Consider the following 24,680-nt stretch of genomic DNA (forward strand, 5'->3'; position numbering starts at 1 on the left):
TGTCTGCACTGTGCAACCGCTCGTGTTTGTTGGCGAACCATTCTGGAGGTCGCGGTGCGGACCAAGCAGACATCAGCTCGGCGCGGAATTTAGCTGTCTCCAGTGGTGATTTGACCCACGTTCGACTGTAGCGGAGATGACCGCCATTGGAAGGTCAGCAACCAATGGCAGGAAGATGTCGGTGATGGCTTCGTGCTCGGCAACCATCGGAACAAAACTCACCCGCTGACAGTAGAGGGGAAAATCCCGAAGGGCCTCACCGCTTGCCGGCAACCAGTCGCGATACAGGAATTCGATCGCCGGCTCGACATTTTCTGCGCCGATTGCGCGAAGCACGGCACATCGTCCGGCCGGAAGAACACCGGCTTCCACGCCCCGCACGTTCAGCTCGATTTTCCGATCGGTCGCTGCACAGATGTCGAGGCGGAATTCGTGCGGCGGCGTTATGTCGGAACCGAATGAAACACATTGTAGGTCGCACTGGACGCGGCGCTCAAACCTGCAGCCCTTCGCCAGGCGATGAATTTTTGGATCGCCTCGGCGACCAAGGCCGGATTGCCCCGGTGCTGCAGGACGGCGACGGGTGTTTCCGGCACGTCGACGATGTTGACGTCAGCCAATGAATACGCCGTTTTCATGAGCTTGCTCCTCGCGTTGGTCAATGGCCACAGGCTGGCAAACCACACCTCCCAGTCGGGCGTGTCCCGAAATGCGGAAGGCAATTGCCCAAAGCTTTTCCGAAACGCGCGGGCGAAGGCGTCGGGCGCATCGTAACCGACGTCGAGCGCGGTTTCGGTCACGCTCGCCTCGTCCTTGAAGGCAAGCACCTGTCCGCCCGTTTCATGCGAACGAGTTGAACGTAGCGATGCACTTTTATGCCGAAATATCCTCTGAATTGGCGGTGGAAATGGTACTTGGACAAGGCCGCAACGGCACTAAGCGTGTCCAGGCCAAGATCATCCTCAAGATGCCGGTCGATGTAGCTCAACACCCGTTTCATGCGCGCGTGGTAGGGATCTTGCCGCGTCGTCATCATGCTCTCCTGTGTGAGAGCAATCTGCCAGCTTGCGAGACAGCGCGCTCGACTGTTCTTGCTGAACATCCCTGTTCACTTCGATGCGGAGCCGTTGGCGGTGGAGCACTGCTAACCGGGCTCAGACCGGCAGGCGGAACTGTTTGCGCAAGCTCTTGTCGAACATCTCTGCGGGGGCAAAGCGGCGCAGAATGGTGACCTGGCGCGCTGCCTTGCCGGCGGTATAGCGACGCCGCGGGCGGACATCGGTCGCCGCCTTGACCACCACATCCGCCACCACTTCCGGCGGATCGGCTTTGGGCATCACATCGCCCAACAGCGCCTTGAGCCCGGCGCGAGCCCGATCGTATTCTTTCAACACCGAATCCGGCTCGATCCCGTTCTGGTCGAAGACGGTACGCACGAATGCCGGCTCGATCACCGAGACGCGAATATCGAAAGCGCGAACCTCGTGATCGAGCGATTCCGAATAGCCCTCAAGCGCGTGCTTGACCGCAGAGTAATGAGCTGAGTATGGCGCCGGCACCAATCCCAGAATCGAGCCGATATTGATGATGCGCCCTTCGCCGCGCTGCCGCATCGACGGCAACACCGCATTGATCATGCGGATGACGCCGAACAGATTGACGTCGAACAGGGCCTGCACCTGTGCGACCGAGGATTCCTCGGCACCGCCAAGCAAACCGACGCCGGCATTGTTGACAAGGAGATCGATCCGCCCGGTCTGCGCCAGCACGGTTGAAACGAGGGCGCTGACAGAAGCGCCATCGGTCACGTCGCAAACCAGCATGGTCACTCCGTCCGGGCCTTTGCCGACAGGGCGGCGACTTGTCCCGAATACGGTGAATCCTGCCCGCGCAAGCGCCTCGGCGCTGGCGTGGCCGATGCCCGAGGACGCTCCGGTCACAACAGCGGTTTTTTCGGAATTCGCATTCATTTCGTGCTCCAAATCGTGATGGCCAGACTTTTCTCGCCGGTTGAATTATGGTCATAATAGCATATTATGATCATAATGCAATGCCGAAAGGGAATGGCAGTCATGCGCTACGAAAAGGGGCCGAAAGAACGCGTCGCGCGGCCGGATCATGGAAGTTGCTGACCCAGCTGCGTCAGACGAAGCGGCGTCCTGACGTGCAGGGAGCGGGCTGTCTGCCAGGGGTAGCTTTGCCGTAGATTGCAGGGCGAGCGATCAGCCCGCCGGCTGGCCGCCGGTCGTCGAAGGGATGCGGGCGACGACCTTGATCTCGAAGTCGAAGCCGGCAAGCCAATTGACGCCCACTGCCGTCCAGTTCGGATAGGGCGGTCCGCCGATCTCATCCGCTCGGACGGCCAGCACCGTTTCGATCTGTTGGTCCGGGTTGGTGTGGAAGGTGGTGACGTCGACAACGTCGTCGAAGCTGCACCCCGCGGCGGCCAGGACCGCGCGCAGATTGGCAAAGGCCCGCCGAACCTGATCCTCGAATGCGGGCTCGGGCGAGCCGTCCTCACGGCTGCCGACCTGACCCGAGACGAAGAGAAGATCGCCGGAGCGAATGGCCGCGGAATATTGATGGATATCGTATAACGCGTGGCGTTTGGCCGGATAGATGGCGTCACGTGCAGGCATTTCGTATTTCCTTTCTGTCTTGATGACGGGAGCGGACCGCCCGGAGCCGCCGAGTTGATACAGGCAGGAGATAGGGCAATCGCATTACGCGCATTAGCCGTTGAAATCGGCATGAGCTGATGCAAAATTACCATCAATGTCCCGCCCGTCCCTCAACGATCTCACCGCCTTCGTCGCCGTTGCCACGCACCGCAGCTTCCGCCGCGCAGCCGACGAGATCGGCACGGCGCCTTCCACATTGAGCCACGCCATGCGTGCACTCGAGGAGCGCATGGGCGTGCGCCTGCTCAACCGCACCACACGCAGCGTCTCGCCGACGGAAGCCGGTTTCCGGTTGCTCGATCGCCTTCAGCCGGCGCTCGCCTCGCTGGACGAGGCGCTCGACAGCGTCGCCGGGTTCCGCGGCAATGTCGCGGGCACCGTCCGCATCAACGCACCGCGATTGGTGGCCGGGCTTCTCGTTCGCGGGGTTCTTCCGCGGATGGCGGAGCGCCATCCGGCCGTGAGCGTGGACATCGTCGTCGAGGGGCGGCTCATCGACATCGTGTCCAGCGGCTTCGATGCCGGCGTGCGCCTCCTCGGATCGGTCCCCAAGGACATGATCGCCGTGCCGCTTGCACGCCGGTTGAGGTTCATCTGTGTCGCGTCGCCCGCCTACCTCGATCGCTTCGGCGACCCGGGAACCCCCGAGGAATTGCAACGCCACCATTGCATCGGCCACCGCATGCCCAGCGGCAAGCTTTACCGATGGGAGTTCGAACGCGCCGGCCAGGAACTCGTGATCGAGGCAAACGGCCCCGTCGTCCTCGACGACGAAGAACTGATGGTCGAAGCCGCAATTGAGGATCTGGGAGTCGCCTACGTGGCCGATTGGGCCGCCGAAGCGGCCTTGTCCGACGGCCGGCTGCGCAAGGTCCTGACCGCGTGGATGCCCGCTGCGGAAGAAGTTGCGGTTTACTACCCCGGACATCGAGCCGTACCGCCCGCACTGCGGGCCTTTCTCGATGTCGTCAAAGACCTGCGGAACAAAGAACCTTAGCGACGAGCAGCCGCGCCATGACTGGTCGTTGGGCCAAGGGAGTGCTCAGTTCGTTCCTATTGCGCCAACGCACCAGTGTTCTGCCTCAAGTGCGGACGAATCCTGCATCGGGCCGATGACCAGTTTCGATCGGTCAGGCTGAAGCAGGCGATGACCCAAGTGGGGCCGAGGGCGGACCGGCAGCTTGTAGTTTGATATGTAGGTGAGCAGACATATAGCTCGGCGCAGGGATCCCCCATCTTTTGCTATCGGATAGCCGACATTCGCGACAACCTGCGCTGATGTTCCGTTGCGGACTTCCCATATCGCACGAAAGAGCCGGACTTGATTGGAACTCTATCGTCGAGCAGATCAGCCACACGACGTAGTCTGCCAAACACCGACATTGCGCCGTCGCCTCGGTATGGGAACGCGCGAGCCGAGAAAATTCGGTAGTCGCGCAGCCGCCATCATGCAGACCTATTAGATTTAGGACCTATAGGATCGATCCGTAGCATGTTCTGCCCACCAAGAGATAACGGGATGGATAAAGAGTATGCAAAGGTTCGAGGCAAAGGAATGCATATGGACCATCCGCTTAGATCCATGAATCGGCCCGGTCTTGGACGTGCAACGATGGGCTACCAGCCGGCCGAGAATGATTTGTTGAGCGAGGTGCTGCGCGACCTGCGCCTTGCCCATGCGAGATATGGCCGCAGCGAGTTAACGGCGCCCTGGGGCATCGCCGTGCCGTTCAGGGAGGGCGTACGATTTCATGCGATGCTCGAGGGTCAGTGCTGGATACAAGCCAAGAGCTTGCCACCGCTGCTGCTGGAATGCGGCGATGTGCTTCTTCTTCCCCACGGAACAGAGCACACCATGTCCGACCGGCCCAAAGGGAGAGCCTTGCCACTGGACGATATCAAACCGGCGTTGATCGGGAATGGAACCTACGAATTGAAGTCCGGCGGCGGCGGTCCGCGATCGCTGATCGCATGCTGTACGATCGGCTTTGAGGGGCCGACGGCAAATCCGCTCCTGGAACTGCTGCCTCCGGTGATGCATATCCGCTATGCAGAGCACAGCGATACTGACCTGCCAAACCTCCTTGCTATGATGGCGCGGGAGGCTGATGGGCAAAGAATCGGATCGGCAACGGTAATGGCGCGCCTTGCTGATATTGTCATGACGCAAGTAATCAGATCCTGGGTCGAAACGTGTTCCGACAATCTGACTGGTTGGCTCGCGGCCGTGCGGGATCCGCAAATCGGGTCTGCGCTTGCAAGAATCCATCGCTCCCCCGGCGAAGACTGGCCAGTCGATCGCCTGGCGGCATTGTCTGGGCTGTCGCGATCGAGGTTTTCGCAGCGATTCAAGGGTCTGTTGTCGGTATCTCCCGCCCGCTATCTCCTGCAATGGAGGCTTAGGCTGGCCGAATCCTGGTTGCGGAACGGATATATGTCGCTGTCACAGGTCGCGTCTGAGTTGGGATATGAGTCCGATGCATCCTTCAGCAGGGCATTCAAACGCTTCATAGGCGTCTCGCCAGGCGCGGTCCGAGATTCCGGGCGCGGGTGAGCATACAGCGACGGGATCGGTCCTGCATATCGCCTGATGCGATCCACGGCTAATGTAATCAGTGCGACAAACGGTCAGACATTCAAGCGTTTCTGCCATAGCGGCGCCGCGCCAGGATCTGCAAATTCTCAAATGCCGTAACCACTTCGACCGATTCGCGAGCCAAAGCAGCGACTGCATCGTGGTGGACTATCGAAGGAGCAATAGCCGGGATTTCGCGTGCGCCTTGAACGCATGACGTGTGAATGCAGAATACCTCCTAGGCCGCTACCAGAAGGAGACTCATATGGCGTTGGTGTTGCCTGATCTTCCCCCACCAGCCACTGGCGAACACACGCCCTATTGCATTATCGCCAAGCATTGCGCCGCTCCTGGTCAAGGCGAAGCGCTCGTTACCCGGATGCTTGAGGATCTCGAAGCGACGAGATCAGAAACGGGCTGTCTACAATTCCACATCCATCGTGATCGATCCGACCCCGATCTCATCGTCATCTACGAAGTCTGGCGCAGTGTCGATGCAGTCAAGAGCCACTTCAGCGAAGCCTATGTCCAGAGGTTCGTCGTAGATGGTGGTGAGCTCGAACCGGGCGACATGGAGACGCAGTGGCTTGAGATGCTGAGCCCATATGCCAGCGGCAGAGATCCGCGATGACCGGTGACGAGCAGTCTCTTCTGAATCAGCGAGTCGTGATCGTTGGCGGGACAAGCGGCATGGGCATGGGGGCGGCTCTTGCGGCCTCGCGCGCAGGCGCCGAGGTCATCGCGCTCGGGCGGCGGCCACCGGCGAAATTGGCTGCAGAACAAAGCGCCCACGGTTCAATCACCTTCCAGTCGCTGGATATGACCGACGATGCGGCGGTCGAGCAAGTATTCGAAACGCTGGGGGCGCTCGACCATCTTGTCATCACCGCAACTCCACCAAGTCCTGGAGGAACCTTCCTCTCCCAAACGCTGGCCGACGCGCAGGCCGTTCTGTATGGCAAGCTCCTGGGCAGTTGGTCTTGCGCGCGGCACACGGCGCCCAAGATGCGGAAAGGCGGTTCGATCACATTCACTACTGGTGGCTTGGTGACCAAGCCTCGCATGGGCGCTTCGATGATGATGGTCGCGTTCGCTGGTCTGGAGGCGCTGACACGAGCCCTTGCGCTCGAACTCGGTCCGATCCGCGTCAACACAATCCGTCCAGGCGTCATAGACAGCGAAATGTGGGCCGGCATGCCGCAAACCAAGCGGGAGGCGTTTTTCGCGCTGGTGCGCGAGAGCTTCCCAGCAGGTCGCGTTGGAAAAGTCGACGATATCGGCAAGGCCGCACTTTTCCTGATGACTAATGATTTCGTGACCGGCGCTATTCTAGAAGTTTCAGGAGGTGAAACGCTGGTCAGCATCGAATGATCTAACAGATAGAGCCTAAAGGGTTAAGAGATCAGTATCCATCCGGTTCACGCGGAAAGTTCACAACGGTGAGCCTCAACCAAACGCGTTACAGCAATTTCCAATAAACAATGGACCGCAGATGAAAAGAACCATTGAGACACTACACGTTGCCCTAATTGTCGTTGCGTTCGCCCTCCCCGTTCCTTCCGGCGCATTGGCTCAAGATGGCTCGGCCGCGGCCGCGCCCCCGACGCAGTCCGAGTTACCCAAATGGCTTAGTCGCGGATTGCCGGGTCAGGCGCATGAGGTTCTGGCGCCATTAGTTGGCACCTGGCGGGTCCAGTTGAGCTTCTACGGCACGCTCGGCCGCAGCCCCGATCAGCCGCCGCTCGTGACGGACGACGTCATTAGCCGTCGGCAGTGGTTGGCAGGCGGCCGTTACATCGAAGACACGATGGAGGGGACGCTGGATGGAGCGCCAATCTGGCGCAAAGGCTGGCTCGGCTACAGTATCATGGACGACCGATACGAGTGGATTACGATCGATCCTGTCAACACAACCATGATGTACTACGAAGGCACCCCTGGATCCGGAAATCAAAGGCCCATCAGCATGTCAGGGGCCTTCACCGACCAGGGTGTGGCTGGCGAAGACACGGTCGGCAAGTCGATCGGCATGCGCACAGTAATCAAAATCGATAACAACGATCGCCATGTCTTTGAGCTCTATTTCACGCGTCCCGGACAGCAAGAGACGTTGGCCACACGCGGCCTCTATACACGGCTGAAAGAGTGAGCGTCCGCTCGAGGACGGCCCGGCGTCTCATTAGCTCGCTCGGTGTTTGGCAATGGCGCAACCGCGACCTCCAGCGCTGTCTACTTTCAGGAAGCCGCAAAGCTGATCTTTACGGCCGACATGAGGCGCAAAAGCAGCCATGCCGCCGTCGCGTGTGAGACTCTGCTTCGGGTCACAAGCAGAACAGCAGCCCCCTACGGCTCGTCCCTCTCATCGCGCAAATTAGACACAACGCGGCGGTTCTGCGACCTGCAGGCGGTGTCGGGGCAGTCGCGGACGAGCCTGTCCTTGCCGTAGCCCTTGGCCCACATGCGGTTGCGGTCTATGCCGCCGGCGGCGAGGTAGTCCATCACCGCATCGGCGCGCTGCTGCGACAGCGCCGTTTCACTTGCGCCGGGATCGTCGGCGAAACCCTGCAGCTTGAGCAGCCAGCGCGGATGCTTTGCTAACCAGGCGATCTGGGTGTCGAGGGTGGCCTTGGCGACAGAATCGAGCGCGGCCGAACCTTGCGTGAAATAGGTGCGGCGGCCGACATTGAGGATAAAATCCTCCTCGCTGCCCGGCTGCACGTTCTGGAAGCCGGCAACCTCGGTGTTGGTGATGTCGGGCGTGGAAGGGGCCAGCGTGTTGCTGGTCGAGCAGGATGCGGCCAGCACCAGCAGGCCGGCGGCGAGCAGCCGGCGCGTGTTTTCAATCATGCGGTTCATGAGGCGCCAGTCATTCGACAGTGGTGGAAGCGGGCGCCTGGTCGGCGATGTGCGGCAGGACCTGCACCGCGGTGCCGATCGGGCAGCGCTGGTAGAGGTCGATGATGTCTTCCGGGAACATGCGGATGCAGCCGCTGGAAGCGTCGGTGCCGATGCTCCATGGCTCTAGCGTGCCATGCAGGCGGTAGCCGGTGTCGGCGCCGTTGCGGTGCAGATAGAGCGCGCGCGGCCCGAGCGGATTGTTGGACGCGCCGCCTGCGACCATGTGCGGTAGGTCCGGCTTGCGCTTACGCATTTCGGGGGGCGGGACCCATTGCGGCCACAGCGCGCGGCGGTCGATCGTCGCGCGGCCGTACCATTTGAAGCCGTCCTTGCCGACGCCGACGCCGTAGCGGATGGCGGTCTTGTTTTCCATGATGACGTAGAGGAAGTGGTGGCGGGTATCGACCACGACGGTGCCGACCGGCTCGCTGCTGAAATACTTGACGATCTGGCGATGCCATCTCTTGTCGATCTTGGCGAAGTTGGTCTTGCGATAGACAAAATTGTTGTCGCTGGCGGTACCGGCGAAAAAGGATTTTGCCGCCGCGGCTTGAGCAATATTGCTGGTTGCACCCACCGCGACCAGCGCCAGGCCGCCGAGCACGACACCCCTGCGTGATAAAACCATCGGCAATATTCCCCCCCATACCAAAAGCTTGGCGGACCATAGTTGAGAATTACTTCCCCTCAAAGTGGAAAATTCTGCGTTGCTTCAGTCCGCCGTGTCCGGACATTCGGCAATTTGGCGGCGAGTGACCGAATTGTGACAATCTTGCCGAGGACGAACGTCTAACCTAAACCCCATCCAGAACTTAACCAAATTGGCGCGACTGTTTGGGACCGAGCGTAGTTGCGACATTGCCCTATCCGGACGTGTGAGCAATGCCCACCAGCAGATTCAAAATCTTGCGGAAGCCGTGCGCCTCATAGATGCCGATCCAAACCAGGGCGTTGCTACTGCCGCGGCCGCGCTGGGGCTGTCCTATTCTTCGCTCTATCGACTGTTCCGAAACCTCGTGGGCCTTTCACCAAAACGATACGCGGGCGTCATGCGCTATTATCGACTAGTTGGGGCTCTGCTGGCCGACGCGCCCGCCGGCGGACTGGCGCAATTGGCCGCCATGCAAGGCTATTTCGATCAAGCCCATGCGAGCCGCGATTTCCGGCGTTATACAGGCATCGGGCAAGCCGAATTCCGGCGCCATTTAAACGGAATTGCCAAGTTGATGAACACTCTTTGAACATCTGCACAATCGCGTAGGCGCATGCAGCCTGTGTCGACGGCTCTGTCGCTCAGGATGCGCCAGCGGCGGCATGCTCACCAGGAGATATAAAATGGCCGACATGACAACACCCCACACCGCGCTTCTCGCGGCCCTCACGACAGAGCATTTCGTGCAGCAATCGGCGATCAGCGCAACCATCAGCGAAATGGCGTCGCGAACGACCATCTACATCATGTCTCTATCGAGCGCTCTAGTGGCGACGGGCTTTGTCGCGCAGTCGCCTGAATTCCTTCAGCCGTTTCTCCTAGCCGTGCTGCCATCGCTCTTTTTGCTGGGTAGCTTCACCGTCTTAAGGTTGATCGATATAGCCGCCGAGAACATGCAGGCCCATATCGGCATCGCCCGGATCAGGGCCTACTACCGAACGCTGGGGGAGGATGCTGCTTTTCAGTTTTCCAAAGAGTTCGGCCGTTGGCCAGAAAACGACGCCGAACCGTCGCTGCGTGCCGGGCCGCTCCTGGCGCATCTGACCACAGCCGCGACGATGATCGCTTTCGTAAATGCCATTGTCGCGGCGGCGGGCGTGACCCTTCTAGCACTATATGTCGGATCAGCGTTGGCGCCTGCACTGTGCCTTGGTGCCGGCACAACAACCGGCTTGATGATACTATTCTATTGGTACCAACGCCTTCGAACGAAAGGCATGGTCCGTCTCGCCAAAGCTTATGGCCCTGAAAAGAGCGTTCTTTGAGCGGGAAGTCAATGCAGTCGGGGTGATACAGCGCATCCGGGCTTTGTCGCCTATCGCAGGCCAATTCAACTGGCCGGCAACACAATGACCGCTTTGAAAGCCGGGCCCGTCTATTGGCGAAGCGATGTGGTTGGTAGAGCCGACGGATAGTCGCCGGCTTCACATCACGTCTTTTGGCAAGAACGCCTAGCCCGAATTCATGTCGGGACGAACGCGTACACGTAACTCCTAGCGCCAGCTTTCGGTTGGCGAGCGCCCAGGCAGTGGTTTTCCAACAGCGCGACCGCGATGAAAAACGAGACTTGACCGATGGCAACAGCGAGCGTGGCGAGCGCTTTGTCGTCGTAGAGGCTGGAAGCTCGGGCGTACAGCGCATCCGCAACGCGTTCGTTGCCGGCATCCGGGACGAAAATGGCCTCGACAAGGGCCAGTGCAACCCGTTCCGCTTCGCTGAAGCAGGTCGCCGCCTTCCACTGCGCTATTGCGGCGATGCGTTCGTCCGTATCCTGCGTTTTTCGCAGGTTGGACTTGTGCAACGCCGTGAAATACTCGCTGCCCACAATCTGACGTGCCCGAAGTTGGACCAGGTCTTGGGAGGAATGGTTCCGGTTGCGGTGGCTTTCGCTTGACCGGGGCGGTACTCGGGCGCGGGCGGAGCCTTAGAAATGACTCGCCACCAGCTGCAAGCCCCACAAAGGTCTCGCGCGGGATCAAGGCCCGTCGAGAGTAGTCGAGTGTAGAAAGGTCTCAATCGGTCCATACGGAGGGCAGCATACAGGACAATCCATCTGCCCTTGCGCCGGGTGTGGCAAACAAGGCGTCAGCCAAGCTAGACACTTACTGGGCGCCGCTATCTATGCGGCATTGGCTTTCGAGGTGGCAGGGGAGGAAGGGCAGGCGTCGCAGTGGACGGTGTGTTGCAGCAGGCTACCACCAGGACCGCGCCCCAAGAAGTCTCTTTTGCATCATTTCCCACCGCAGCCCCGCGGCACTACGCGGCTAAGCCAACTCTTTCATGACCTAGACAGGAGGTTACGGCTGGTTTGTGAAGGCTGAGCGCAGAACGTCGACTGTCCGCAATCCCACGCGGATTGAATAGGCAGCTCTCAGGGTCAGGTTGCGGGCACATAGGCGCAAAGCCAAAGGGGCCGGGCAGTGGGAGCTGCCAGCTTCTGGACAACGTGGCGCTCACACGCCCGCACCGAGTCTCCGATCGGCGGCAGAACCCCGCAATACGACAGAATGTAAGTTGCGTACCGTAGGCCGCGCGCGACCCTCGGACGACCTTTGGTTAGCAACCTCAAGAAGGGCTACTCATGAGCGACATCACCTTAATCGGACTGGACCCATGGGGTCTGCGCTTGGCTCCGCACTCCTTTCCCAGGCCATGCCCTAACTGTTTGGAATCGGACTGCAAGTAAGGCCGATGCCCTGGTGGAGGCGGGAGCGCTTCGCGCAGAGACCCTCGCCAGCGCGGTTGGTGCCAGTCCGCGGATCCTGGTGTGCGTTTCTGGATATGAGGCCGCGCCTGACAGAAGACGCCATAAGAGAAGGTCACGGAGCCGACAACCTCGCCAGGCTTATCGAAGTCATAAGAAAAAGGACTGAGAAAGCGGATGTGGAGCGTTCACGGGAACGCAGCGCTCCTTTCGGGGCGAACGAGTGGGCGGACACCTCCCAATCACGGAGGAGCGGCGATCTGAGCGGACCGGCAGCTTTTGTGCACTGGCGAGAGATTGCTCAACGGCCGGAGTTAGGTGCAAAGCTGTCATTCGTGGCCGACCGCTTTGATCTTCGGACTTGTCGATTGGTTGCACTGGCGCTTCCGTCGGACGAAGATTGACGGCGGGATGATGTCATCCGAGTCCTGCAGGGCGAGCTAACCAGCGGACCGGGCCCACGGTGTAGATAGCGAAACTACGCATTCGTCTGCATCGAGCTCAGTAGGCGTCGCTCTTCTTCGACAATATAATCGCGGATGATTGGGACATCGTCACGGCGAGCCGAGATCAGAATCTGGAAGACAAAATTTGAACCGTTTAGGAAGCCGAGTTCGGCCGACGCCAGATAGAAATCCCACATACGGCAGAAGCGTTCGCCCATCATGGCGACTGCCTCCTCGCGCCTGGCCTCATAACCGAGACGCCAATCGTGGATCGTCCAGTAATAGTGCAGCCGCAAATTTTCGCAGTCGGCGCACCAGATCCCCGTGCGCTCCAACGAGGCAAACACCTCTGACAAAGCCGGCACATACCCACCTGGAAAGATATACTTGCGGATGAACGGCGCCGTCGTACCAGGCGGTGACATGCGTCCGATCGCATGAACCAATGCGAAGCCGCCCTCCTTCAACAATCTACTGATGATTGTGAAATAGCTGTCGAAATGAACGACGCCCACGTGCTCCATCATTCCGATCGAGACAACACGGTCGAACTGTCCGCTGACCTCGCGATAGTCGACCTCGCGAAAATCGATCTGATGAGCGACCCCGGCCTCGATCGCTCGAAGCCGAGACGCCGCCAATTGCTCCGTCGAAACGTTGATCGCCGTGACCTTCACGTCGCAATACTTGGCGAGATAGATGGCGAGAGTGCCCCAGCCTGAGCCGATTTCTATCACATGCATGCCCGGCTCTAGCTTGAGCTTCGCGGCAATGTGGCGATGCTTGTCCATCTGCGCTTGCAGCAGATTGTTGTCCGGTGCCGTATAATAGGCGCACGAATAGGTCATTGTCTCGTCGAGCCATAGCTCATAAAATTTCGTCGGGATGTCGTAGTGATGCTGAACGTTTTTTGCGGCGAGACCCAGCTTGTTGTTCTGCTGGCGTCGGCGCAACGCACGCCAGACTTTCCGCAACGCCTTCTGAACGGGGTGGGCTGCCAACCCAGTGCGGTTGACAGAAAAAAGTGACAAGAGGTCAAATGCTTTGCCACCGTTCTCGATCACCAAGCGGCCATCCATGTAGGCTTCGGCCGCCTTCAGTTCCGGATTGAAGAAGATCTCGCGTTCGACCGCTTTGTCGGTTAGGCGGATCGTCACGTCGGGCCCATCCTGTCCACTGCCGAAGGCTTGCCTGAAACCGTCCTCGAATATGACAGTCAGGCGCCCATTTTTTACAAAACGGGAGAGCAGATTTGGCAGCAGACGCATTGTGGCTCGTTTCTCGTGACTTACCCCGTAAGTATGACTGCCCGGTGTCGGTACATCAATACCGATCTGGGGCGGAGAGGGATCGGACTTCAGAAGTCTCCTCCCAATGCCGAAGTAGCGACCCATCCGGGGCCGCCTGCCCCGCGATCGGAAATGTCTGCCCTGGCGCAATAAGATGTCCAAGGTGGTCGCCGGCAGCGTCTGCTATCCGGCAATCGCAAAGATCGCCTCAAGGGCGGACATGCGGCGCAAAGCAGCCATGCCGCCGTCGCGTGTGAGACTCTGCTTCGGGTCGGAGAACGAACCCGCTACGCGGGAGGGCGCCTGCGGTTGAGGTAGAGATCAGGGACCGGTCGTCGCGCCCGCATTGAGCGTCATTCGGCGGCAGAGCATGACGGGCTTCTTCAACAAGGAGCCTGACCATGACCCATCCCGCTCTCGATGCACACCCATCAGCCCTTTGCGCCAGTGGTTGATCGGCGACATGAACATGTGGCGTTTCTCACGGGAGACGCAGCGCAACTATCTCCGACCCATTCGGATTTGCGTAGCGGCGCGAGCCAGGCGGCGAAGGTGTCAGCCTAGTGCAAGGCCGGCCAGGTCACGGAAGAAGGCCAGATCGCCTGATCGATGCTTGGGAGGTTTTCCAACGCGGGCCGATGTCTGCGTTGCGCGCCCGCATCGAAAAACCTTCACCGAGTCGGTCATCTGATGGAGGCGCCAGAGCCTCCAAAGGCGGACGATCGACAGCTTTTTGAGGTGAGCGTAACGAGATTCGTCAACGGGCGGATCCCCAAAACGGCACCGACCCGAGAACAGTGGCTTTATCATTTTTTGAGTCCTGCGCGGTAAGGTTCCGCGCATGTGGTTGAAGACTTACTTGATCATCACCGGCGTCGGCGCGTTTGTGGCGCTGACAATGCCATGGCTGGTCATCATCGGCAGTTTCCTGATTGTCCCGGGGCTCATCCTCGCGTCGATGCCAACGGCCTTCATGTATGGCGTCGCCTTCGCGCTCTTCCGCTTGCTGCTCGGAAGTTTCGTTTCAGGCGTTCCTCTGAACGTCATATCGGGCGCCGCGACGCTGGCATTGTTCTGGACCATCCCCCAGCCAGGCCTCACCTGGGCGAGAGGCATGCTGGCCAGCCTGGAGGAGCCGGACATTCAGTCGAGCGCACCGATTGCGCTCAAGGGCGACATTCTCCTCGCCCGCCCGTTCGAGGGCCGTTGCGATGCATTGTGCGCGGCCTTGCTCAAGACCCCGGGCGTCAATTCGGTCCGCGTCCAGACCCTTCGCGGTCATTCCAATACTTATCGCGTCGTGCCGGACTCGACGCCCGGCAAACGAAGCACCGTTATCGGGCATGGCCTGCTGGAAGAGCGGCGCTACGATGCCTCCGATCCACTCGCCCCTCAGCGCGCGCTGGAAGCCGAATGGAACCTGATGATGTCAGAGGGCAAGGCGCTGCTGCAAAACGACGACTCCCCCGAACCCGGCTTCACCATCGCGATCGAGGACGGCCCTGCCGTGCCCGATTCCAAGCCCCGGTCGGGACGGGTGGATTGGTCGCTCGAACCCTCCGCACCCCACCGCAAGGCGCTCACCATCACCGACGCCGGTGAACAGGTGCTGCTGCGGCAGTCAATCCTGTCGATCTTTGCCCCGGCGGCGCCGTTGCTGATCGGGACTTCGGGCGGGATCGAGAACTTCCGGTTCGGCTGGGCGCGTCGGCGGCTCGGTGACGGAAGGATGTACGCCGAGGTTCCGGTCAACCGGCTGCTACTCGACCACACCAGCGTTTCGCGCGGCGTGGATATCGAAGCGGCGAAAACGAGAACGCGCGAGGAACTTGCCAGAGCGCTCGACGATCCGCTTAAGCCGGTGAGCGATCCCGCGTTCGCGCTCGCCAATCAGTGGATGGACTCGTTCCGCGCGAACGACCAGCCGCTCGGCGAGAGCGACCGGCGTCTGCTGGTTCGCATCTTGGAGGACCCGCGGGTGCGATCCTCAGACGGGCTGTGGGCGATCATCAAACAGGTCGATGGCGACTCCGCCGATCTGCGGCGGCTCGCCGCCAGCCGCTACCTCGCGGCCACCGACAAGAAGGAGGCGCGCCACTGGATCAATGCCCTGGCCGGCCTCCCTGTAGGTGCATACGCCGATCCTCTGCCGGAAGAGCGCGCGATTCTCGCAGATCCGGCGGTCAGCCGCTTTGCCACCGGCCTGATCAAGCGCCAGGGCGACCGCGGCGTCGATGCCGTCCCCGACCTGTTGCGGCTGCTGCGCGAGTACTCCGTCTACGATCCGGGCAAGTATGGCTTCAGCGACCTGACCGCGGCTACCGATGCCGTGCGAAGCGGCTTTCGCCGCATTGGCCCTGCGGCCTCTTTCGTGCGGCCTGAGATCGAGCAGCTCCTGGCTTCGCCGGGTCTGGAGTACCGCTACAAGACGCTCGGCCCGGAAGAATGGGACACGCTGCTGGTCGTCCTTGGGACGCCTGTCGAAACGCTTACCAAGCCGGAAAACCGAAGTGGAACCGACGCGCGGTACCGCGAGCGCGTCGCTAAACGAGCCGCCAGGCCTTACGATCCGCGCCGGGATTGATCGCCGAAACGGGACGAGAACCTCGCCAATTTATTGCATGCGGATTCCGCTATTTCGGCCTAATCGTTCAAGCGATTGATCGTGCTTCGAAACATCCTGCTTTTTGGAAGAGTGTGCCGCCGCTCAGAGGCAGAATCTCAGCGCAGAGTAACGTCAATGGTTTGATTCAGCCCTTGTCCGCGATGGCGGGATCGTTGGTTACTGGCGCAACCATGATCTCCAGCGTGGTCGTTGGCTATGTCTGCTTTCAGGAAACGGCAAAACTGATCTCAACGACCTGAATGAGGCGCAGGGCCGACCGACACAAGGTGTAGGGTCTTGTCGGAGGCTTGTGAGAACGCTGATCGGTGGTCTCGAACGCTTTCTGAGGTGCTAACTGCAACGATTGCGGGTAGCATGCGCCGCGGTGATAGGTTCGGCAGCCGCTTGCGACGAGGGGGCTCATATGTCCGACTTGCTATTGAAGCAACTCGCCTCGATCGGGTGTCGCGGACCTGTGATCACGCCCGGCAGCGCGGATTATGATCGAGCCCGGCAGGTATGGAACGGTGTCTCCGATCGCAGGCCGGCCGCGGTATTGCGTGCGGCGGATGTCGATGACGTGCGGAAGGCGATCGACGTAGCGGCCAATTGCAATGCGGTCCTGGCGATCCGAGGCGGCGGACACAGCCTGCCCGGCCTTTCGACGTGTGACGGCGGACTTTTGCTCGATCTCTCGCAGCTCAATTCAGCCCGGCTGGACATCTCCGCCGGAATCGTGGAAGCCGGCGGCGGCGCGCTTCTTCGCGATCTGGATGCAGCGACGGTTCCAAGCGGGTTCGTGGTTCCGGCGGGCGTCGTTTCTCACACGGGCGTTGCCGGTCTCACCCTCGGCGGTGGCATGGGCCGCGTCAGCCGCGCCTACGGGCTGACGATCGACAGCTTGATCGGCGTCGAGATCGTAACGGCCGACGGCAGCGTGAACTGGATCGATGCCGCAATCGATCCGGAGCTTTTTTGGGGCATTCGCGGTGGCGGTGGGAATTTCGGTGTCATAACCCGCTTCAGGTTCCGGCTGCATCAGCTTGGCCCGGTGGCTGTCGGCCATTGGACGTACCCGATGGCCGACGCGCAACGCGCAATCACAGGCCTCGGCGATTTGGCTCGACAACGCCGGCGAGAGTTCTCCGTCGCTTTTACTCTCGCGCGAGGAGGCTTGAGCGTGACTGCGGTGTGGGTGGGCGACAGCAGGCGGGCGGATCAGATGCTTTCGCCCTTCGGCGAGCTTGCAGGTGTGGGTGAAGGAGAGATGGGCGCCATGCCGTTTCTTCACCTGCAAAGTCGCAACGACGCTCATTTCGCCTGGTCACGCCGGTATTACGCGAAAGGTGGTTTCTGGTCGGATATCACCGGTGACGTAGTGGATGCTATGCTGCAGCAGATTGCCTCGGCACCAACCAAGGATTGCGAGTTCTACATAACGCAGCTTGGAGGCGCTGTTGCCGACGTGCGGGACGAAGACACCGCCTATTCCGGAAGGCAGGCCGGCTATTACTGGATTGCGGAGCCCGTATGGGACGATCCGGCAGACGACGAGCGTTGCATCGAATGGGGCAGGTTCGCAGCAGGGCGCGTGGCCGATCGGTCCATAGCCGCCAACTATGTCAACGAGCAATCCGATACTGCCATTGCTTCGGGTGCCTATGGAGCCATCAAGTATGATCGGCTCAGACACTTGAAAACTCGGTTCGATCCCTCCAACCTGTTCCGCCTCAATCAGAATCTTGCCGTTCGCGGCCACGCCGGAGTGATCTGGGCACCGCATAGGCCGGCTCGGCCTGCCGAGCACCGGCTGCGCGCTACAGCTGACCCTAAACGGCTTAAGCCGGACCGTCGCAATCTTGCGGCCATCAAGTGGAAGCGTACGAGCGGCGCTGCAAGCGCAAACCATTCTGCATCGGAGTGTCTTGCGAAGACTCCCAGCGCGACAGTACCAGCAAGGTGCTACGGTGGGCGGTCCACCTGGCGCAAGGGCTGCCTGCGCCGCTGCAGTAGCCACGTCCGCTTTTGGCGAATGGGCTGGACGACAGAAATGACTGCCATGCGGCGCAAAGCGGACGCGTTCCACGATTGGCCGGTGCGCAGTCAATCGACGCCACCAGACTCCGGCCTGTCGCGTGACCTTGCGTCGCGCTATCATGGCGCCGTGAAGCTTAGTCAAAGCATACGGTTCTGTACCTCTGCAGACGGCACCCGCATCGCTACGGCGTCCTGCGGCGAGGGGCCGGTTATCCAGCGGGCAGCGCATTGGCTAAGCCATGTCGACTATGATCTCGAAAGTCCAGTGTGGCGGCCGTGGCTCAGCCAACTGTCGGCGCGCAATTGTTTCGTGCGCTACGATCCGCGCGGATGTGGGCTGTCGGAGCGGCACGTCGCAGACCTCTCCGTCGACGCGTGGCACGCGGACCTGGAGGCCGTGGCCGCATCAATCAAGGAGCCGCGCTTTGTCCTGCTCGGCCTGTCGCAAGGCGGTGCGCTGGCCATTGCCTACGCCGTGAAGCATCCCGAGCGCGTCTCGCATCTGGTGCTCGTGAACGCGTACGGTCTGGGCGCGCGGGCTCGCGCCCAAACCGACTCCGATCGTCTGGAGGCCGAGACACTGGTCAATTTCATCCGCATCGGCTGGGGCCGTGACAACCCTGCGTTCTGCCAGTTCTTCACGAACCTCTTCATTCCGGACGGGAACCCGGAGCAGCACCGCTGGTGGGGTGATCTGGAGCGGGAGACGGCGACAGCCGAGGTCGCCGCGCAACTGCTATGGCAGATGCAGGGGATCGACGTGATGGACCTTGCCGCCGCCCTGCGTGTCCCAACCTTGATAGCACACAGCCGTGGCGATATGCGTGTTCCCTTCGACGAAGGCTGCAGGCTTGCTGCCACGATTCCTGGCGCCCGCTTCGTTCCGCTGGAAAGCAAGAACCACGTGCTGTTGCCGGACGAACCTGCCTGGCCCGTCTTCTACTCTGAACTCGGCAGGTTCCTCGGGCAGGATCGGGCCGCGCAACCCAGCGGCGCTGTCCGCGATGCCGGCCTGATGCCCGCCGAAACCATGATTCTGAACCTCGTCGCCGAGGGGCTGGACAACCGTTCAATCGCCGAGCGGCTCGGCAAGAGCACAAAGACGGTCCGCAACCAGTTATCGGTGATCTTCAGCAAGCTGGGCGTGCGCAGCCGCTCACAGGCGATCGTCAAGTCGCTGTCCCGCTAGGTCGTCTCACATCTGCCGGTGCGGGACAGATGTCCCTCGACGAAAGCCGGATTTCGGCTGCCGTGAGGGACAGTTGCCTCATGCCAGCAGGCAAACTTGGCCTCATCCTCGAACTGACTGGCGCGGGATGCTGCTGGAGGCGAGGAGAAATCGACATGACCCAGGTTGACGAAACGAAGCTGAATGAACTGGTCGGGCGCGTGCTTGGAGACCTCGGCGGCGCTGTCAGCGTGCCGCTGGTACGGATCGGCGATCCCGCTATGTGCGCGAATGGCTCGCTGCGCAGGCGGCCTCCGGCTACGTCCAGCACGAGCGCGGAAGTTTCTGGCTGACACCTGAGCAGGCGTTCGTGTTCGCGGAACCGAACAGTCCTGTCAACATGATCGGCGCTTTCGACACCGCCGTCGCGATGGTCGAGAACCAGCCGAAGGTGCAGGCGGCCTTCAAGACTGGCAAGGGTGTCGCCTGGGGCGACCACGCCGGCTGCATGTTCTGTGCCGTGGCGCGGCTATTCCGATCGGGCTATGTGAATGCGCTGGTGCAGGAGTGGCTCCCGGCCCTCGATGGCGTTGCCGACAAGCTGAAGGCCGGAGCTGATGTAGCCGATGTGGGATGCGGGCACGGTCTGTCGACCATCCTGATGGCGCAGGCGTTTCCCAGGTCTCGTTTCACCAGATACGACTTCCACTCCGCCTCGATTGCCACCGCGACCGCGCACGCAATGGCACATGCGGTAGCGAATGTGAGCTTTGAGGTCGGCCGGGCGCAGGACTTCGCCGGCCGCGACTTCGACCTGATCACCTGCTTCGACTGCCTGCACGACATGGGCGATCCGAAGACCGCCGCTGTGCACATCCGCAAAGCGCTTAACAAGGGAGGCACGTGGATGGTGGTCGAACCGATGGCCGGGGATACGCTGGAGGACAATATCAATCCGATCGGCAGGATGTACTATTCCGCCTCCACGATGATCTGTGTGCCAACCTCGCTGGCGCAGGAGGCTGGGCTCGCACTCGGCGCCCAGGCGGGCGAGAAACGATTGACCGAAGTCATCCGCTCCGGCGGCTTCACCAAGGTTCGCAGGGCCGCGCAGACTCCGCTCAACATGGTTCTCGAAGCGACCTGAACAGATAGCAAAGCGACGAACATCAAGCATCTGTCAATTGACGGCTCGGAAGATCGTGGTCGGAGCGGCCTGCTGTGTCAGTTTGCGGCAGGGAGCGGTGGTCCCCGCTGCCGGGCCCTTTCGTGCACCTGCCTGGAAAACGCACCTTCGGCCGTCGAAGTGAAGTGCGGAGGCGGGCGTCACCGAAAGGGGACAAAAACCGGCTGCGGCCGTCAGGCCGCAAAACCGCGACGGTCCGGATGCGCGACGGCGCAGCCTCAGTTCCAAGTGTGGAGGCAGGCTCTCCAGGATCCATCGCCCTGGCGCCTGAAGATCGTGACGATAGTTCCCTCATAGCGCTGCGTTTTACCGCCTTCGTCCAAAGCGTTGGCCGACCATTTCCCTGTTGCATAGGCAATGTCGCCGACAGCCTGCGCATCGATCATCTCGATGCGATGATCCTTCACTCCGGCCGAGATCAATCCATTCCAGAAGTCTTTGATTGCGCTCGTTCCCCTGACGACTGCGTGAGTGGATGGCAACACGACCGCGTCCTGTGTATAGAGTGCAGCTACTGCGTCAGCATTGCCGCTGTTGAAGGCCGAATTCCAGTGATCGTTTGCTCGCTGAATTTCGTCGCTGATACTCTCAGTCGATTGTGTCATGGCGTCCTCCTTGTTTATCGCCTTCTCAATCAATTCGCGGCCCGAAGGCCTTCATTCGTTGTTGCGAGCGTCTGTGCGGCTTGCAGGTCAGGCAATGTCAGGCCCTCAGTAAACCCGGAATAAATCAGTGCGAGCTGCTCGCGCGCGCCAGGCGCGGGACAGTTGGCTCGCACGAGGCTCAGTGCAGCACGCAGTTCCCAGAAACGCGCTCCCTGAGCCCGGGCCGTCGCCAGTGCGTCCAGGAGGCGATTCCTCGAACCTCCGGTTTTGTCCTCCCCAAGTTGCAGCAGTACCTCCCCCTGCAGACGCAGTATCTCGGCCGCAAACCAACGCTCTTTGGTGCGCTCAATCCCTGCTTGCGCGGCTTCGAGCAGAAGGCGTGCAGCACCATGATCGCCGGCTCTGACCTCGATTTGCGCCTGAAGGGCAATGAAATAAGGAACCATGAATTCTGCGCCGGTCGCGCGCCACTCGGTAATACCTCGTTGGAGTTCGAGGCGGCCACGATCAAAATCACCTGCCTCGGCGTTTGTCCAAGCGCTTAAGATTGTGGCGCCGGCGAGCCACAAGCGGAATCCGGCTTCGCTGGCAACGCGGGTTAATTCTGCGCACCGCTCCTGGACGCCTTGGTGATCGCCAATGATCTGGCGGATGACGCCGCCGAAGAATAGTGGCAGAGCCAGGCTGTTGCGATGACCCACACGATGCGCTTCCGCAACCGCCTCGTCGTTGGCCGCCAGAGCCTGATCGGCAAACCCAAGCGGCAGTAATGTGCGGGCGAGATAGTCCAGGCACACGACGTGCGGATCGAAGGCGTAAACAAACGCCGGCGATCTGTGCGCTCGGGGATCGTAAAGGGCAAGCGCCTCCTCCAGATGTATCCGGGCGCGGGAGAACTCGCCGGCAGGCAACGCGCTGACGCCGGCGGCCCGATGAGCAAAGAAGGCGAGCCCGGTATCATTGTTGGCTTCCGCCAATTCAAGCAGGCGGTCTGCTGCGCCACGTGCTTCCGCCAATTCGGCAGCATAGAGGTGGTAAAGGCACAGGCCGTAAAGCACCGGAAAGAGCTGACGCGTCTCGCCCAGCTCTTCACAAAGTTCGCGCGCCCGACCGTAGGCCTCCGCCGTTGGAGGTGCGGCGAAGCCATGTGCCGCAACATGCGTGCTGCCGAGCGCCAGCCGGATTGAAAGTTCTCTGCGCGAACGTTCCTCGGACGGGGGCATCGCCGAAAGCCCGCTTAACGCGTTGTCGAATCGGGCGAGCGCCTCCGTCAGGACCGAGCGCGAAAGCGCTCGGCGACCGGCCAGTTCATTGTACTCGACAGCCTTTTCCAAAAGGCCCGCCTGACCAAAGTGGTGGGCAAGCAGTTCGGGCTCCGTGGCTACGATTTCGGGGAAGCGCTCCTGGAGAATCAAGGCAATCCGAGCATGCAGCTGCTGACGGCGGCTGTGCAGCAGACTGCTGTACGCCGCATCCTGCACGAGTGCATGTTTGAAGGCATAGCTCGCTTGAGTGTCACTGCCACGGCGGAAAACAAGGCCCGACGTGACCAGCTGGTTCGTTGCGCGCTCAAGTTCCAATTCAGGAAGGCCCGTGGCTGCGGCAAGCAGCTCGTGCGTGAATTCGCGCCCGATCACTGCTCCGACCTGCGCCACGTCCCTGATAGAATCCAAACGGTCGAGGCGGGCCATCAGCGAGTCGTGGAGCGTCGCTGGAACCGCCAGCGGAGGTAGCGGGCCAGCCAGAACCAGCTCTCCATCGCGCATTTGAAGCAGGCCTGATTCAAGGACGACCTTGGTCAGTTCTTCGACAAACAGCGGAACGCCCTCGGTCTTGGACAGAATCTGGTCCAGCACTTCGGTCGGCAACTGCTTGCCCCCTGTCATCGCTGCAATGATAGAGGCCGCCTGGGCGCGGCTGAGCCGATTGAGCGTCAAAAATGTCGCGTGCGGGAGACCACTCCAGCGGACTGCGCCTTCCGGACGCGAAGTTGCAATCAGCAGTACAGGCAGTTGCCGAATCCGGCTTGCGATTTGGTCGAACAGCTCGGCCGAGGTCGTATCTAAAAAATGCGCGTCCTCAAGCAGCATCAGCACTGGTTGGCTGCGGGCAAGAGCCTCTAGTTGCTCGATCAGCAACTCGAACGTGCGCGTCTTCTGTTTTTGCGCCATAAGATCGACCTTGGGATAGCGCCCCTCAGTCGGGATGGACAGCAATGCGGCGATCAGCGGTATTGCCTCGTTTGGATACTTGGTCGAATCGGCAAGAAGCTGCTCGAGACAGTCAAGCTGACGGTCGGGCGGGTCGGTCCGCCTTATGTCCCCGGCTCGGAGTAACTGATCCGTAACAGGATAAAGGGCGGTTTCTACGTGATAGGGGGAGCAGTAGTACCGCAGTCGCGTGTGTGCCTCGTCTTTCAAGTGCTCCCGCAGCTCTTGCAGAATACGGGACTTGCCAATGCCAGCCTCGCCGAACAGCTCGACGACTTGTCCTTCACCGGACGCCGCGAGCCGCCACCGGTCGAGCAGCAAGGCGACATCGTGTTCGCGCCCGGCAAGCGGCGCAGATTCGTCTGCATGAAGTGCTTCGAACCGACTCTCTGCGCGGCCCTCTCCAATCACTTTGAATGCGCTGACGGGCGTGTCGAACCCTGCCAGCTTCTGCGGCGGAATGCTGGTCACCTCGAACAGGTTTCCGATAAGTCGATAGGTGAGCTCAGAGATGACTACCGTTCCCGGCTCGGCGATGGCCTGGAGCCGCGCGGCAAGATTGGGAGTCTCTCCCACGACCGCGTTCTCCTGCGCTGAGCCGATGCTAATGAGGTCACCTACGACCACCACCCCGGTCGCGATCCCGACACGGACTGAGAGTTGCTGACCGCCCTTGACGGACAGACCGCTGACAGCGCTCACTACCGCGAGCGCGGCACGGACGGCGCGTTCGGCTTCGTCTTCATGCGCCTGCGGCCAACCGAAATAGGCCAACGCCCCGTCGCCCATGAGCTTCGCGACGTGCCCCTGGAAGCGAAGGACTTCGCCAGCCGTGGTATTCTGGAACTGCCTCAGGAGGTCGCGCATCTCCTCGGGGTCAAGCCTCGTCGCGAGCGCCGTAGAACCGACGAGATCCACAAACATGACCGTCAGTTGCCGCCGTTCCGCCTCCCGGGGGCGACCGGGTTCGCCGAACCGCTCAACCGAAGCCGACATCGGAACTGGTGAGGCAGAAGCCGGCTTGGCCGACACTACCTCCGGCTGGCCTTCCATCGCGGCAATCGCCTCAAGTATTCGCTTGCGATGGCCAAGCGCGCCAACCCCAATTTCTTTCAGGTCTTCGGCGGTGAGGCGGGGCAGGATTTCGGCATCGATTGCGTTGTCATCGAAAACCGGAACATATTGCTCCAGGCCCAAGCTCTTGAGCCAAACTGCAATATTCATTTGGCCCCTCACGGCCATCGGCCCTCCTTCGGCGGGGAACAAGTTTATCACACTGACATTGCGATAACACGCTCCTTCGTGCACCCACGACGCTGGCGCGACGTGCACGAGCCGTCTTGGGAGGACGGAGCAGGACCAAAAGGTCCGGAGGGAAATAGCTAAAGTTGGTTCGCAGTCCCTGGCCGACCCTTCGGAAATGGCGATTGCGTCAGGGTCTAACGGCTCGCGTCGCGCCGCTGTTCATCACGGTTCAGGCTCCATGGCTCGATGGCTTGGGAGGTTTTCCAACGCGGGCTGATGTCGATCCCAGCCCGCACCCTCGCGCTGCGGCCCACATCGA

18 protein-coding genes and 4 pseudogenes are annotated in these 24,680 nt (G+C 60.9%); 13 read left to right on the plus strand and 9 right to left on the minus strand.

The window, feature by feature from the left end; translation table 11 throughout:
* Positions 1 to 162: 162 nt before the first annotated feature.
* The 3 genes and pseudogenes from AC0L2M_RS12725 to AC0L2M_RS12735 form a co-directional block, all read right to left on the minus strand.
* Positions 163 to 1,033, minus strand: a pseudogene (locus tag AC0L2M_RS12725) (AraC family transcriptional regulator); the annotation flags it as partial.
* A gap of 121 nt (positions 1,034 to 1,154) precedes the next feature.
* The gene (locus AC0L2M_RS12730; RefSeq protein WP_473535042.1) at positions 1,155 to 1,970 is read right to left on the minus strand and encodes an oxidoreductase; all 816 of its coding nucleotides are present in this window, start codon (positions 1,968 to 1,970) and stop codon (positions 1,155 to 1,157) included.
* 252 nt (positions 1,971 to 2,222) lie between these two features.
* Entirely contained in the window at positions 2,223 to 2,639 is a 417-nt protein-coding gene (locus AC0L2M_RS12735) for a RidA family protein (RefSeq protein ID WP_023799822.1), read from the minus strand.
* 136 nt (positions 2,640 to 2,775) lie between these two features.
* Here AC0L2M_RS12735 and AC0L2M_RS12740 point away from each other — a divergent pair, with 136 nt between their 5' ends.
* The 5 genes from AC0L2M_RS12740 (at position 2,776) to AC0L2M_RS12760 (ending at position 7,405) form a co-directional block, all read left to right on the plus strand.
* A complete protein-coding gene (locus AC0L2M_RS12740) occupies positions 2,776 to 3,678 on the plus strand; it encodes a LysR family transcriptional regulator (protein ID WP_473535043.1) in 903 nt (300 codons plus the stop codon).
* Positions 3,679 to 4,200: 522 nt separating this feature from the next.
* Positions 4,201 to 5,235, plus strand: a complete 1,035-nt coding sequence (locus AC0L2M_RS12745; protein ID WP_473535044.1) for a cupin domain-containing protein — start codon at positions 4,201 to 4,203, stop codon at positions 5,233 to 5,235.
* 286 nt (positions 5,236 to 5,521) lie between these two features.
* On the plus strand, positions 5,522 to 5,887 hold the full coding sequence (locus AC0L2M_RS12750) for a putative quinol monooxygenase (protein WP_473535045.1): 366 nt from the start codon (positions 5,522 to 5,524) through the stop codon (positions 5,885 to 5,887).
* Positions 5,884 to 6,627, plus strand: coding sequence for an SDR family oxidoreductase (locus AC0L2M_RS12755; RefSeq protein ID WP_473535046.1), 744 nt, complete (start codon positions 5,884 to 5,886; stop codon positions 6,625 to 6,627). Before AC0L2M_RS12750 ends, AC0L2M_RS12755 begins: the two co-directional genes overlap by 4 nt.
* A gap of 121 nt (positions 6,628 to 6,748) precedes the next feature.
* Entirely contained in the window at positions 6,749 to 7,405 is a 657-nt protein-coding gene (locus AC0L2M_RS12760; protein ID WP_473535047.1) for a DUF1579 family protein, read from the plus strand.
* A 194-nt stretch (positions 7,406 to 7,599) separates the two neighbouring features.
* On the opposite strand, the gene AC0L2M_RS12765 is transcribed toward AC0L2M_RS12760, so the two are convergent.
* Both AC0L2M_RS12765 and AC0L2M_RS12770 read right to left on the minus strand, forming a co-directional pair.
* A complete protein-coding gene (locus tag AC0L2M_RS12765; protein ID WP_027155108.1) occupies positions 7,600 to 8,112 on the minus strand; it encodes an OmpA family protein in 513 nt (170 codons plus the stop codon).
* Positions 8,113 to 8,122: 10 nt separating this feature from the next.
* Entirely contained in the window at positions 8,123 to 8,782 is a 660-nt protein-coding gene (locus AC0L2M_RS12770) for a L,D-transpeptidase (protein WP_077380658.1), read from the minus strand.
* Positions 8,783 to 9,029: 247 nt separating this feature from the next.
* Between AC0L2M_RS12770 and AC0L2M_RS12775 the strand changes: the two genes are divergently transcribed.
* Both AC0L2M_RS12775 and AC0L2M_RS12780 read left to right on the plus strand, forming a co-directional pair.
* Complete coding sequence (locus AC0L2M_RS12775) at positions 9,030 to 9,395, plus strand: helix-turn-helix domain-containing protein (protein WP_473535048.1); 366 nt, start codon at positions 9,030 to 9,032, stop codon at positions 9,393 to 9,395.
* Between the two features lie 94 nt (positions 9,396 to 9,489).
* Positions 9,490 to 10,131 carry a hypothetical protein gene (locus AC0L2M_RS12780; RefSeq protein ID WP_128247243.1) on the plus strand — a complete coding sequence of 214 codons (642 nt, stop codon included), beginning with the start codon at positions 9,490 to 9,492 and terminating at the stop codon, positions 10,129 to 10,131.
* A 197-nt stretch (positions 10,132 to 10,328) separates the two neighbouring features.
* On the opposite strand, the gene AC0L2M_RS12785 is transcribed toward AC0L2M_RS12780, so the two are convergent.
* Complete coding sequence (locus AC0L2M_RS12785; RefSeq protein WP_473535133.1) at positions 10,329 to 10,718, minus strand: carboxymuconolactone decarboxylase family protein; 390 nt, start codon at positions 10,716 to 10,718, stop codon at positions 10,329 to 10,331.
* Positions 10,719 to 11,526: 808 nt separating this feature from the next.
* Here AC0L2M_RS12785 and AC0L2M_RS12790 point away from each other — a divergent pair.
* Positions 11,527 to 11,739, plus strand: a pseudogene (locus AC0L2M_RS12790) (hypothetical protein); the annotation flags it as partial.
* A gap of 309 nt (positions 11,740 to 12,048) precedes the next feature.
* On the opposite strand, the gene AC0L2M_RS12795 reads toward AC0L2M_RS12790, so the two are convergent.
* Complete coding sequence (locus tag AC0L2M_RS12795) at positions 12,049 to 13,284, minus strand: SAM-dependent methyltransferase (RefSeq protein ID WP_128176361.1); 1,236 nt, start codon at positions 13,282 to 13,284, stop codon at positions 12,049 to 12,051.
* Positions 13,285 to 14,164: 880 nt separating this feature from the next.
* On the opposite strand from AC0L2M_RS12795, the gene AC0L2M_RS12800 reads away from it, so the two are divergent.
* From AC0L2M_RS12800 to AC0L2M_RS12820, 5 genes and pseudogenes are all read left to right on the plus strand, one after another.
* Positions 14,165 to 15,889, plus strand: a complete 1,725-nt coding sequence (locus AC0L2M_RS12800) for a hypothetical protein (RefSeq protein ID WP_473535049.1) — start codon at positions 14,165 to 14,167, stop codon at positions 15,887 to 15,889.
* Entirely contained in the window at positions 15,886 to 16,170 is a 285-nt protein-coding gene (locus AC0L2M_RS12805; RefSeq protein ID WP_128247240.1) for a hypothetical protein, read from the plus strand. The genes AC0L2M_RS12800 and AC0L2M_RS12805 overlap by 4 nt, the downstream gene beginning before the upstream one ends.
* A 164-nt stretch (positions 16,171 to 16,334) precedes the next feature.
* Positions 16,335 to 17,639: pseudogene (locus AC0L2M_RS12810) on the plus strand (FAD-binding oxidoreductase); the annotation flags it as partial.
* A 435-nt stretch (positions 17,640 to 18,074) separates the two neighbouring features.
* Positions 18,075 to 19,136 carry an alpha/beta fold hydrolase gene (locus AC0L2M_RS12815; protein WP_473535134.1) on the plus strand — a complete coding sequence of 354 codons (1,062 nt, stop codon included), beginning with the start codon at positions 18,075 to 18,077 and terminating at the stop codon, positions 19,134 to 19,136.
* 155 nt (positions 19,137 to 19,291) lie between these two features.
* Positions 19,292 to 20,262 (plus strand): annotated as a pseudogene (locus AC0L2M_RS12820) (class I SAM-dependent methyltransferase).
* A 257-nt stretch (positions 20,263 to 20,519) separates the two neighbouring features.
* Here AC0L2M_RS12820 and AC0L2M_RS12825 read toward each other — a convergent pair.
* Together AC0L2M_RS12825 and AC0L2M_RS12830 are read right to left on the minus strand one after the other, a co-directional pair.
* The gene (locus tag AC0L2M_RS12825) at positions 20,520 to 20,906 is read right to left on the minus strand and encodes a YybH family protein (protein WP_473535050.1); all 387 of its coding nucleotides are present in this window, start codon (positions 20,904 to 20,906) and stop codon (positions 20,520 to 20,522) included.
* A 29-nt stretch (positions 20,907 to 20,935) separates the two neighbouring features.
* Positions 20,936 to 24,340 carry an adenylate/guanylate cyclase domain-containing protein gene (locus AC0L2M_RS12830; RefSeq protein ID WP_473535051.1) on the minus strand — a complete coding sequence of 1,135 codons (3,405 nt, stop codon included), beginning with the start codon at positions 24,338 to 24,340 and terminating at the stop codon, positions 20,936 to 20,938.
* Between the last annotated feature and the right edge of the window lie 340 nt (positions 24,341 to 24,680).

The organism is Mesorhizobium sp. WSM4806 (assembly GCF_055811635.1).